The organism is Neochlamydia sp. EPS4, from assembly GCF_000813665.1.
GTDB lineage: Bacteria > Chlamydiota > Chlamydiia > Chlamydiales > Parachlamydiaceae > Neochlamydia.
The window spans coordinates 1-11,609 of sequence record NZ_JSDQ01000082.1 but is presented as its reverse complement, the minus strand read 5'-3'; the positions used below and the strand labels follow the sequence as shown (position 1 = coordinate 11,609).

The following is an 11,609-nucleotide window of genomic DNA, read 5'->3' as shown; positions in this document are numbered from 1 at the left end:
GCTTTAGAGAATAGAAATTATTTTAAGCGTCTTACTACTTTAATACATTTTAAAGTTATTAATTTAGGGGAAACCATTCTTCCTGCTTTAAATATTCCGTGTATAAAAAAAATTAAATTGTTTGATAGTGTTACGCCAAGAGGTTTTGCCTTTGATGGTGCCGGTGTAAAGGGAAAAGGCTGTAAAACTCCTTTTGGCAATCGTCAGACATTTGAGCTCATTCAAACTCCTGAAAAGATGGCCCAATACATCACTAGGGATGAGAAAGGCCAATGGTGGCATGAAAGAGAGCCACATCTTCCTATGGAACTTTTAAATTTTACTCATTTGTTAGGCAGCAATGAATTAACTGAGCAATATAGGCAAGAGGTTCAAGAAAATCTTAATACGCCTTATCAAGAAGGCCTTAATCTTGGCCAATATTTAGCGAAATATCATTTAGCTCGAAAAGATAGGAAAGCTTTTAATCCTCGTATACATGTTTTAGAAACACAAGGCATGCTTTTTCAGGTTAAAAATGATCTTTATCGTTTCCCTCATCTAGCTTTGGATCGACTCGCTCTTCTCGAAAAGGTAATAGTATCCAATACTTTTGATAGAATTAATCAATTAAAAGATAGGGGTATTTTAACAAATAAAGCAGCTGAACATCTAAATGAATGGATGAGTATTGCTTTATTTATGCGACTTAAAACTTATTCTCATTATGAAGCACAAAAAGAAATGATGAATCCCATTCTTAAGCCTTATAGTTCTGACATTCCACAGTTAATTGAAAAGCAATTTTCTTTAGATCAAGATGCTTTAAATAAAATAAAAAAGATTTATAGCATTTTTATTCCTTTTCATGAGGCTATGAAAAAATTTTTATCTGGAGAGGAAAGCTGCCTTACCTCTTCTGATTTAAATGATAATTCGCCTCAAACAGTAGGCGATATAGCTTTAAGGCTTTTTCAAATGGAAGAGGCAAAACAATACTATATTTTAGCAAAGAAAGAAGACCCTTGCAATTCGGGGGTGTTAAGTACCTTAGGAATCATTTACCAAGCTCGAGGAGACTTAAAAAAATCCTGTTTACATGCCAAAGAAGCCCTTAAGATTGACCTTAAGAATGATGGTAAAAACTCCCTAGCTGTGGCAATAAATTATATTAACCTGGCACAAGTCTACCAAGAAAAAGGAAAGTTAAGAAAGGCGCAGGAATATACTAAAAGAGCTCTTAAGATTGAACGTAAAATCCTTAAGGATAGAAATCATCCAAAACTGGCAAGCTCTTATAATAATTTGGGCATGATTTACCAAGAACAAGAAGAATTAAGAAAGGCCGCTCGATATGTCAAAAAAGCCATTAGACTTAGGTGTGGCCAACATTATAGTATAAAGAATGACCTTCAAAATAGTATAAAGAATGACCTTCAAAATAGTATAAAGAATGACCTTCAAAAAGCTATTTACTACCATAATTTAGGAACAATCTATAAAGATTTAGAAAAGTTAGACAAAGCTATTAAGTGTATCAATAAAGCGCGCGACATTTATAGTAAGCTATTTAGCGGACATCATCCTAGAGCATTAGGTTGTCTCAACAATTTAGGAACAGTTTATCGTAATCAAAGTAATTTTGAACAAGCAATTATCAGCCTCAAGCAAGTGATTAAGACCTGTAAGCATTCTGATGATGCAGCTAGCCTTAAACTCTTAAGAACTGCTTATAACAATTTAAGCTTAGTTTACAAAGACCTAGGACAGTTAAAAAAAGCTGTTGAATATGCTATAAAAGATTTAAATATTGGTCTGGAAAATTTTGGCGAGAATCTTAAGGACATTGCAATCAGTCACAATAACCTAGGAATGATTTACTTAGATGAAGGAAATTTCGAACAAGCTAAGAAAAATGTCAAAAAAGCTCTAGCAATTGCCATTAAAATCTATGGTAAAGAGCATGGCAATATTGTAGCAGGCTATCACATCAATCTAGGAGCGATATATAAAGCCCAATATAAATTTGAAAAAGCAATAAAGGAAACTAATTAAGGTCAATTTAGGAGCGATTTATAAAGCTCCACATAAATTTGAAAAAGCAATAAAGGAAACTAATCAAGCTATTTTTATTTATAAGCGACCATCCGATAAGAATCATCTCAAGCGAATTGTTAAATGTTACAACAATTTGAGGGAGATGTACAACATTCAAGGAAAATTAGGGCAAGCCTTTAAGTATGCTAAGAGGATATCTTAACCCTCATTATTTTGCCTTAGCCATCTGCTTTATCAAAGATCTAATAGGTTGATGCAAAACAACTTATTTAAGATTGTTTTTGAGAGAAAAGGGGGTAAAGATGAGCAATACATACGAATTGTTAAAGGTGACAACAATTTGGAGGAGCTCTACAACCCTTAAGGAAAATTAGAGCTATCCGTTAAATATGCTAAGAGGATATCTTACCCCACCTATTTTGCCTTATCCATCTGCTTTATCAAAGATCTAAATTGTAATGGATACGCAAGGCTTTTGTGTGCCACGAGCACATTGTAGATGTGCGTAACTATATGAAAGATGAGGAAAATGGCTCCTCGAAGTCGCTTTGCAGGAAGAGATTTCAAACCACCTTAAGCTGCTTTGGTCAAAAGCCAAGGTAGTGAGCGTTAAGGAAAAGGTATGATAAACATATCAGGTGAGGGCTAAGGAGACGAACGAAAGTGAACTATTGGTCCAAGTGTCGAAAGCGTAAAGACGATGTCAAAACTGGGGGTTAAAAGCTCTTCCTATATAATAAGCTACATCGCGAGGGTCTTTCATGTTACGTCTTAATAAAAGCCAACGTGCCCACCCTTCAGGGCTATCTGAATTGACTTCTAGACGATACCAATGATAATAACGTTCGCCTTTCGCTCCTTTTCCTGCTGATAAACTCTGCCAATCTTTTGGCTTAATTTCTGCAAGAAAGTGGCTGACTGGACTTCGATCAAAATCTACGCTCACATGGTAATTAGAGGGTACAGCTAATATATAAGGGCAGCATTCTTTCTCTAGATAAGCTCTTAAGGGATAAACTCCATATACCTCGTCTCCCACTACCCAAGAAGGCCTGATCCCATGGCCGAAAGCTCGCTGTAGCATCAACATGGCTAATTGTATTTTCGTTTTGAATTTAACTTCTTTAGGTATACCAGCTCTTGTTCTACGCTCTTCATCTAAAAACCATTCTTCAGGGATATATAACTCTCGATCAATTAGTACATGACCTTGGCTAGTTGCATAGGAAAGGAAAACCCCTACTTGGCAATTTTCAATTCTTCCTGCTGTTCCACTATATTGTCTTGCCACTCCTGCTGAATGCTTACCTTTCTTTAAAAATCCCGTCTCATCTATAGCTAGTATACCGCCTTCTTTATCTTTCAACACTTCCATTTGCAACCTATCTCTGATTGCATCTGCTTGCCATAAACCACGGCGTAGTAAATGTTGAAAAGCGTAAGGGGTTTGTAAGCCGGCCTCTTCTGCCAGTTGCCAAGTATTTTTACGTTCTGCTTTGCTCATTAAGCCCCATGTATATTGCAAAGCTACTTGTCTAGCTTCTTCTCGACTAAAAAAAGGCCTTAAAAATAGGGCTAGCTCTTCTTTTTTTTGTTTTATAGTTTGGTTTATTGCTTTCAATTCCATACCTCACCTCCCTATTTAACAAATAAAATAGCATGCTATATTTTTTATTACCACTGTAGTACTAACTAAATATATAGGAGCTTGAGCAGGACTTGCTGGAAGTCTATAAGCTTGTATAAAGAAATCAAATACATCAGTGGCAGGTCATAAGCTGTATCGAGATTTTATCCATATCTTCCCTAGAAGCTGACTTGTATAATTTATCTCTTCTAGATTAAATGCTTGATGCAAGTTTTAAAGCATTAAAAAATTAATTTTTTCAAAAAATGTCTATAAAGACAAGTGCATTAAAACTGATAGTTTGATAAGCGGATTATAAAGATGGCATATTAGAATGGCTGTTAACTTATGCACCACAAATGCACCACAAAATAGAAAGTAGTGGACTATCTATCCTACAAGGTAGCACAATTAGGTTATGAAAAGACATATTTTACAGACCAAAATTTTCGAAGAAGAGATAGAAAGGCTCATAAAGAAAAGAAAGCTAAAAAAGGAAGATTTCGATGATTTCAATAAGCTTAGCCGAAAGCTCAGAGCAAGGGGATGTAATTACTGGAACAGGGGGAATAAGGAAAGCTCGTTTGAAATCAACTTCTAAAGGAAAAAGGGGTGGATTTAGAGTATGCTATTTAAATATAGAAGATCGAGTGATTCTTTTCTTGTTGTTCATTTATTCAAAAAATGAGCAAGAAAATTTATCCCAAGAAGAGAAATTGGAGTTAAAACAAATAGCTAAAGCAATCAAAAAAGGATTAAAAATGAGTAAGTTATTTAAAGGGCTTAAAAAAGGGCTTGAAGAAGCTCTAGCATTCGCAGAAAGAAAGGTTACCCTTAAGTCAGAGCTTATCGAGATCCCTGAGCCTCCAAATGAATATAAGGCTATCGATATTAAGAGAATCAGAGAGAAAAATCATTATTCCCAAGGAATTTTTGCAAAAGTATTAAATGTAAGTGTAAAAACAGTTCAATCTTGGGAAGCCGGAACGCGCGTTCCAAGCCATGCAGCGCTGCGACTTTTAGAAATAGTAGATAAAGGTTTTTATGATCCTCAAATTTTTAAGCCTCTATAATGGTGATAATTTCATGGTCGCCTTTCCAATTAAAAGCTAAGTCTGCTTTACAGAATGTAGGGATTAGCCAAGTAGGTTTTTGGAAATGCTCGGTTTCCTCCAAAGTTAAGATGTTCGGGTAGGCTATGTTAATTAGCGAAAATTTTTCTATTACTTAAATTTGTTATACAGGTACTTGTAATTCCCTTTTATTTTACTTTTGGCTAGGAAAATATTGATGCCAGAGCTTAAAGCAGGTCAGCTTGTAATTATGGACAATACTATCTTTCATAAATCCCAAGCCACTCATGAGCTTATCAAAAAGGCAGGATGTAAGATTTTATTTTTCTGCCTTATTCTCTGAATTTAAATCCTATTGAAACCTTTTGGGCTAATTTGAGAAGATTACTATAACGAACTTAAATAAATTTTCTACTCTTAACTTAAACCATTGATTTCTCTTTTTGAAGTATACGTTAATGGAAAAAAATATAAAATTTAAATCACTATTTTTTCTCCTTCTCTGCCAGTTATGCATAACATCCTTTTTACCCAAAAGCTTGCGAAGAGACTGATTTTTTCAACAGGAGCATGCCCACCCTTACGAAGGAATTAGCGGGGAATCTAAAAGCAGGATTTAAATTAAAAAGATGTGCGTATTTATCATTTTTTGACATCTTCTACTTAAAAAAAGCCTCCACCCATAAGTTGAACATTTAGCAAGGGAAAAACTTTTTATTTTTCTTGCTTGGAATAGCTCAGCAGCTTAACCTATTATTTTTCTACTAACCTTATTAGTACTCTTATTTTTTGCCCTAAAATTTATGCACAGTTTTCATGTTCAAGAGCTTGCGTCTATCTTTGGCATGCCGATGCCAAAAGATCAGGCTATCTTTAGAGGGGTTAGTGTAGATAGCCGTTTGCACCGGCCAGAAAACTTGTTTTTTTCCCTTCCTGGCGCTCAAACTGATGGGCATCATTTTTTAGAGAAAATAGCTTCTCAAGGGTCAAAAGGAGCTGTAGTTAACAGAGATTATGGTGGCCCAGATTATGGCATGCTATTAATCCGAGTAGACAATCCTTTACTAGCTCTGCAAAATTTGGCTCAATTGATTATTAAGCAGTCTAAAGCTCGCGTGGTAGCAGTGACCGGCTCTGTAGGTAAAACGACTACCAAAGATTTTATTACGACAGTTCTTAAAGAAAAATTTAAGGTAGCCTCTTCTCCCGGCAATAGTAACTCACAGATTGGCGTTCCCTTAGCTATCCTTAATCATACAGAGGGACAAGAAGAGATCATCGTTTTAGAAATGGGGATGAGCCATCCAGGAAATCTAAAAGCACTCATTGATATAGCCCCTCCTGAATGCGCCATAATTACCCAGGTTGCTTTGGCACATGCTTGTAACTTTGATTCATTAGAGGCAATTGCTTACGCAAAAGCTGAAATATTAACCCATGCTAGTACCGCCTTAGCGATCCTTCATAGAGACATCATTAATTATTCTGAGATAATAAAAATTGGGTCTTGTCGAAAATTATCCTTTTCTTTTGATCATCCACTAGCTGATTACAGCATTGCTGCTACTCAAACAGATGATTTAGCTGTTAGGTCAAAAGAGCAAATTTATAAGCTGGGTAGCTTTCCTATCTTAGGGAAGCATCATCAAGCTAATTTTTTAGCTGCAGTCGCATGCGCAGAATATTTCGGTATGAGCCCCAAGGAGATTGCTGTGGGTATGAGCAAGCTAGTTTTACCCGTATCAAGAGGGCAGCTGATAGAAAAAAAAGGAATTTTTTTTATCAATGATGTGTATAATGCTTCACCACTTTCTGTAAAAGCTGCTCTTGAAAATCTCCCTTCTCCTAAAAAAAGAGGGCGTAAGATAGCCGTTTTGGCCGATATGCTAGAGTTAGGCCAATTTTCTAAAAAAGCCCATGAGGAAATTGGGGAGTATGCTTTAAATCAGGTAGATAGTATGTTCTGTTATGGTGCAGAAAGCCGTGTGATATTTGATTGCTGGCAGAAGTATGGTCGATCGGCGTATTGGTTTAATCATCGTGCGGAGTTGGTAGATGCTTTAAAGAGCTATTTACAAGAGGGGGATGTGGTGTTGATTAAAGGATCAAGAGGGACCCAGATATCAAAATTATTAGAGGAATGGGAGAGTGGCTCCAATGATCATATTTTTAGTTGACTGGTTGAAATACACATTGAATATTAAAGTTCCTATGGTGTTTACCTACTATTCCACTCGTATGATATTGGCAGCTATAACTTCCTTAATCATTAGTATTTTCTTGGGACCTTATTTTATTAAAAAGCTTTACGAGCTTAAAATTGGCCAAACTATTCGCGTCGAGGATTGTCCTTTACTAGGCCAGTTGCATGAAAAGAAGAAAGATACTCCCACGATGGGAGGGGTTTTAATTCTTTTTTCAATGTTAATCTCTATGTTTTTATGGATGGATATCAGTCATGTGTTCACCCTTATCTTATTTATCACTACCGTTTGGCTAGGAGTTGTGGGTGGTTATGATGACTACTTAAAGCTTAAACATAAAAATCCTAAGGGGTTATCAGGTAAGAAAAAATTATTTTATCAATTTACCTTATCAGCCTTTATAGCCTTATATCTGCTCTGCCCCTCCGTCTCTTCCTCTATTCAGATGAAAAATTGGTTTGCCCCTCCTATTGTTAAAGAGCAAACAGCCACTAAGACTAAGTGGGGCCCATTGGTGGTGAAACAAGAGGCTACCCATTCCTCGGGTCCTACAGCAATCTCTTTGAAAGATTACGCGACACGCATTTATTTACCTTTCATTAAAAACCACTGGCTGGTTCTTAAGGGGGCCTTGACTCTAGTAGCAGCTTTGTTTATCATGTTTGTAATCACCGGTTCTTCTAATGCGGCGAACTTGACCGATGGCTTAGATGGTTTAGCGGCAGGATGTTTAATTATTGTAGCCGGTTGCTTAGCTTTAATTGCTTTCGTTTCTAACCACATCCAGATCGCGGGCTATTTAAACATCCTTTATATTGAAGGAAGTGGGGAAATAGCTATTTACCTAAGCGCATTGATTGGCGCCTGCTTAGGCTTTTTATGGTATAATAGCCACCCTGCTCAAGTTTTTATGGGCGATACTGGCTCCCTAGCTTTAGGAGGTATCATAGGTGTATCGGCTGTATTGTTAAAACGCGAATTGCTCCTAGGTCTTGTTGGAGGGATATTTGTCGCCGAAGCATTATCAGTCATCCTTCAAGTGCTAAGTTACAAATATCGTAATAAAAAGCGTATCTTTTTGTGCGCCCCTTTGCATCATCATTTCGAGTATATGGGGTGGGCTGAAACGAAAGTGGTAACTCGTTTCTGGATCATCGGCTTGCTTTTAGGCATACTTGGCATTGCATCGCTCAAATTTCAATAAGAATTCCTACAATGAAGCTAAAGAAAAAGAGAGTCTTAGTAATTGGGTTAGGTTTAAGTGGACGTGCAGCTGCAAGCTTCTTGCTTAAAAGACAGGCTTATGTATGGGGCGTTGATGACAACTTAGAATTATTAAAAAATCACCAAGAAATCAAGGATTTGATAACTTTAGGGCTTATAGCCAGACATGAAGCTGAGAAAATTGAAATTCAAGATTTTGACTTTATTGTAGTTTCGCCTGGCGTTCCTCCTTCTAATCCCCATTATATCCAAGCTCGACAAGCAGATATTGAAATCCTAGGTGAAGTAGAATTAGCTGCACGTTTTATTAATCAGCCTTTATTAGCCATTACCGGTACCAATGGTAAGACCACTACCACATTGCTAGTCGCTCATGTTTTAAATGCTAGTGGTAAAGCTGCACGGGCACTAGGCAATTTAGGGGCCCCTCTAACGACAGAATTAGATGCCTTAACAGTGGGTGCAGAAGAGGATATATTAGTGGCAGAATTGAGCTCCTTTCAATTAGAAACTCTTCAAAGCGCTGTAATAGATGCAGGTGTGGTTTTAAATATTACCCCTGATCATCTCGATCGTTATCCTGATCTGCAAACGTATGCGGCGACAAAACTCCATCTTAAAAATTGTTTAAAGCCTGAAGGGAACTTATATGTCTATGAGGCAGTATATAACGAATATAAAAAGCTTTTAGGAGATTTCAAGCCTTTAACCTATGGCTACTCTTCTTCTTGTAACTTTTACCTGGATCATCAATTTATCTATGGAAAAGGTCAAGGCCCCTATCCTCTACCTTTAGCCTATCAAGGTGTAAAGGATCATGATATAGAAAATATGCTGGCAGCTTACGCTTTATGCAAGGAAAGGGGAGTCAATTCTGAACAATTCTTTAACGCTCTTTCAACTTTTAAAAAGCCTGCCCATCGTCTTGAATTCGTGCGTTCTTTCAAGGAAATAGCCTACTATGATGATAGCAAGGGAACTAATGTGGATGCTGTTATCCGTGCGGTCACTTCTTTAAAAGGCGAAATAATCCTGATTGCAGGAGGTGTGGATAAAGGAGCTGCCTATACACCTTGGATCAAAGCTTTTGCTGGCCATGTTAAATATGTGTTTGCCATTGGTCAAGCTGCGATAAAAATAAAAAATGATCTATCCTCTAGCCTTCCTGTTGAGGAACGGTCTACCCTAGAAGCAGCAATAAAAGATGCGACAGCTCTTGCAAAACCTGGCCAAGTTGTATTACTATCTCCAGGCTGCTCCAGCTTTGATATGTTTCGCGACTATGTACATAGAGGAGAAGAATTTAAACGTATAGTTAATACCCTAGAATAAAAGATTACCGTTGATGAGGTTCACCAATGAATCGTAGAGATACAATAATTATCGCTGTCCTATTAAATGCAGCGTTGCTAGCTATATTATTTATGATGGCCGTCCGTCATGAGGACCCAACCGATGAATTTCATAACCCTCCTCAGATTATCGTGGATGCTAATAAACAATCAATCCCTTCCTCTCAAGAATTAACTAACTCACCCTCTGATACTTCTATAAGTTCTGCCCCGACAGGCGATGAAATTGATAATGTGCTGAAACACTATGCCGATAGTCCTCATCTTATCCTAGTGGAAGAGGAAGGAGAATTAGGAGATAAAGAACTATCCGCTTCTCTTCCTACCGATAGATCAGAGTCTCAGCAAATTTCTCCTTTAGAGACATCTACCCAGCCTTCTCAACTGGTGACTATTACCGTTAAAAAAGGAGATGCCCTAGAAAAAATTGCTCGAGCCAACAATACGAGCGTAGAAGCTATCAAAAAAGCTAATTATTTAACCAGCAATCGCTTAAATATTGGCCAGCTTTTAAAAGTACCTGTAGGAACTAAAAAAAATAATTTAGATCAGGGACAACAAAAGCCTTTAGTCAGTAAAGAAACTACTCCTATTACTTCCGCAGGGCCAGAGCTTTATACTATTAAAAGTGGGGATAATCCTTGGAAAATTGCCAAACAATTTAATGTTAAGTTTGATGACTTATTGAAGATGAACAATCTGGATGAAGAAAAAGCCCGCAACCTCCAAGTCGGCGATAGAATTCGTGTAAGATAAAACATATAGAGTTAAATGGATGAGGGTTCTACCTTTGATGAATGCGCACAAAAAAGTGATAGGAAAAAAATCTACTCTTTCCTTTCCCCCTATCTTTTGCCTGCTTTTTTTATGTGTCTCTATCATTTATGTGCTAGGCCTCATCATGGTCTATAGCACGACTTCAGCTGAAGTGATGGATATGGAATTAAACAAAAGCACTCATCAAGCCTTAATTAAGCAGCTTATGTATGCAGCTATAGGCCTTAGCTTAGCAGGGGGAATAGCAAAAATAGGCTATCGTAACTTAATATCCTTTAGCCCTTGGCTTTTAGGGGTTTTTAGCTTTCTATTATTTATAACTTTAATTCCAGGTATTGGACGTGAAGTGAATGGCTCCAGACGCTGGCTAGCTATTTTAGGCTTATCATTACAGCCTTCAGAGTTTGTTAAATATATTATTCCTGCCTACTTTATTCATTATTATCTAAAATTTTCGGGGAAAGCTTTCACTTTTTATACCTTCCTCAAGCTTGTAGGAACAATAGCTGTTCCTATGCTTTTAATATTAGTAGAACCTAACAATGGTACCACCGCAGTAATAGCTATGTCTGTTCTAGTGCTTTGCATTTTGATGAAAATCAGCTGGAGGTACTGGGCCCTCCCTTTACTAGCCTGCCTATGTGTAGGAGGAGCCTTTGCCTATCATCTTTCTTATGTCTCTGCACGCCTGAAGGTTTATCTAAATCCCGAGCTAGACCTAAAAGGTAAAGGACACCAACCTTATCAAGCTAAGATTGCCGCTGGGTCAGGAAAATTATTAGGTAGGGGACCGGGCAACAGCATGCAAAAGCTAAGCTATCTACCGGAAGCTCAGAATGATTACATTGCTGCTATCTATGCTGAAGAATTTGGTTTTATAGGAGTATGTATATTAATTACTCTTTATCTATCTATTGCTTGCCTGGGCTTTTATATTGCTAATGCCTCCTCCAGCCTAGAAGGATTCTATTTTTGTGCTGTCATCACTTTTTTAATTACATTCCAAGCTTTTTTAAATCTAGGCGTGGTATCTGGTTTATTGCCGAGCACAGGCTTAAACTTACCCTGGTTTAGTCAAGGGGGCAGTTCTTTAGTGGCTAATATTTTGGGTTTAGGGATTATTTTAAATATCTCACAGCATGTGAAGCGCCATTTTGGTGATTTTTCCACTATAACTTAAGCTTAATGCCCCGCGCTTTTTTTGTATATTCAGCCGCCTTTTTGAAATTGCCCTGCTCTTGGTAAATTTGGCTTAGGTTATAATAAGAAGTTGCCACGGCAGGATGATTTTCACCGAAGAGTTTAAGGTTAATGG

9 protein-coding genes are annotated in these 11,609 nt (G+C 37.3%); 7 read left to right on the top strand and 2 right to left on the bottom strand.

The features are described 5' to 3' along the window. Positions 1-2,034: tetratricopeptide repeat protein (locus DB42_RS08160; RefSeq protein WP_044882545.1), on the top strand; the 2,034-nt coding region annotated here is incomplete at its 5' end. A gap of 706 nt (positions 2,035-2,740) precedes the next feature. On the opposite strand, the gene DB42_RS08155 is transcribed toward DB42_RS08160, so the two are convergent. Next, entirely contained in the window at positions 2,741-3,664 is a 924-nt protein-coding gene (locus DB42_RS08155) for an IS701 family transposase (RefSeq protein WP_052436085.1), read from the bottom strand. Between the two features lie 506 nt (positions 3,665-4,170). Here DB42_RS08155 and DB42_RS10615 point away from each other — a divergent pair. The 6 genes from DB42_RS10615 to ftsW all read left to right on the top strand — a co-directional run bounded on the left by DB42_RS10615 (position 4,171) and on the right by ftsW (position 11,474). Beyond that, on the top strand, positions 4,171-4,737 hold the full coding sequence (locus DB42_RS10615; protein ID WP_052436084.1) for a type II toxin-antitoxin system RelE/ParE family toxin: 567 nt from the start codon (positions 4,171-4,173) through the stop codon (positions 4,735-4,737). Between the two features lie 851 nt (positions 4,738-5,588). After that, the gene (gene murF / locus DB42_RS08140) at positions 5,589-6,914 is read left to right on the top strand and encodes a UDP-N-acetylmuramoyl-tripeptide--D-alanyl-D-alanine ligase (RefSeq protein WP_052436083.1); all 1,326 of its coding nucleotides are present in this window, start codon (positions 5,589-5,591) and stop codon (positions 6,912-6,914) included. Then, positions 6,895-8,145 carry a phospho-N-acetylmuramoyl-pentapeptide-transferase gene (gene mraY / locus DB42_RS08135; RefSeq protein WP_044882543.1) on the top strand — a complete coding sequence of 417 codons (1,251 nt, stop codon included), beginning with the start codon at positions 6,895-6,897 and terminating at the stop codon, positions 8,143-8,145. The genes murF and mraY overlap by 20 nt, the downstream gene beginning before the upstream one ends. A gap of 11 nt (positions 8,146-8,156) precedes the next feature. Then, positions 8,157-9,497 carry a UDP-N-acetylmuramoyl-L-alanine--D-glutamate ligase gene (gene murD, locus DB42_RS08130; RefSeq protein WP_044882542.1) on the top strand — a complete coding sequence of 447 codons (1,341 nt, stop codon included), beginning with the start codon at positions 8,157-8,159 and terminating at the stop codon, positions 9,495-9,497. Positions 9,498-9,523: 26 nt separating this feature from the next. Next, positions 9,524-10,273 carry a LysM peptidoglycan-binding domain-containing protein gene (locus tag DB42_RS08125; RefSeq protein WP_044882541.1) on the top strand — a complete coding sequence of 250 codons (750 nt, stop codon included), beginning with the start codon at positions 9,524-9,526 and terminating at the stop codon, positions 10,271-10,273. A 37-nt stretch (positions 10,274-10,310) separates the two neighbouring features. Further along, a complete protein-coding gene (gene ftsW, locus DB42_RS08120; protein ID WP_080502801.1) occupies positions 10,311-11,474 on the top strand; it encodes a putative lipid II flippase FtsW in 1,164 nt (387 codons plus the stop codon). Here ftsW and DB42_RS11895 read toward each other — a convergent pair. Continuing rightward, the gene (locus DB42_RS11895; RefSeq protein WP_080502800.1) at positions 11,464-11,607 is read right to left on the bottom strand and encodes a tetratricopeptide repeat protein; all 144 of its coding nucleotides are present in this window, start codon (positions 11,605-11,607) and stop codon (positions 11,464-11,466) included. The two genes, ftsW and DB42_RS11895, sit on opposite strands and share 11 nt — an antisense overlap. Between the last annotated feature and the right edge of the window lie 2 nt (positions 11,608-11,609).

Excerpts from the sequence above, each read along its gene's own strand:
- DB42_RS08155 (WP_052436085.1), bottom strand. The coding sequence starts at position 3,664 with ATGGAATTGAAAGCAATAAACCAAACTATAAAACAAAAAAAAGAAGAG.
- DB42_RS08125 (WP_044882541.1), top strand. The coding sequence starts at position 9,524 with ATGAATCGTAGAGATACAATAATTATCGCTGTCCTATTAAATGCAGCG.
- ftsW (WP_080502801.1), top strand. The coding sequence starts at position 10,311 with ATGAATGCGCACAAAAAAGTGATAGGAAAAAAATCTACTCTTTCCTTT.
- DB42_RS10615 (WP_052436084.1), top strand. The coding sequence starts at position 4,171 with ATGATTTCAATAAGCTTAGCCGAAAGCTCAGAGCAAGGGGATGTAATT.
- mraY (WP_044882543.1), top strand. The coding sequence starts at position 6,895 with ATGATCATATTTTTAGTTGACTGGTTGAAATACACATTGAATATTAAA.
- murD (WP_044882542.1), top strand. The coding sequence starts at position 8,157 with ATGAAGCTAAAGAAAAAGAGAGTCTTAGTAATTGGGTTAGGTTTAAGT.
- murF (WP_052436083.1), top strand. The coding sequence starts at position 5,589 with ATGCCAAAAGATCAGGCTATCTTTAGAGGGGTTAGTGTAGATAGCCGT.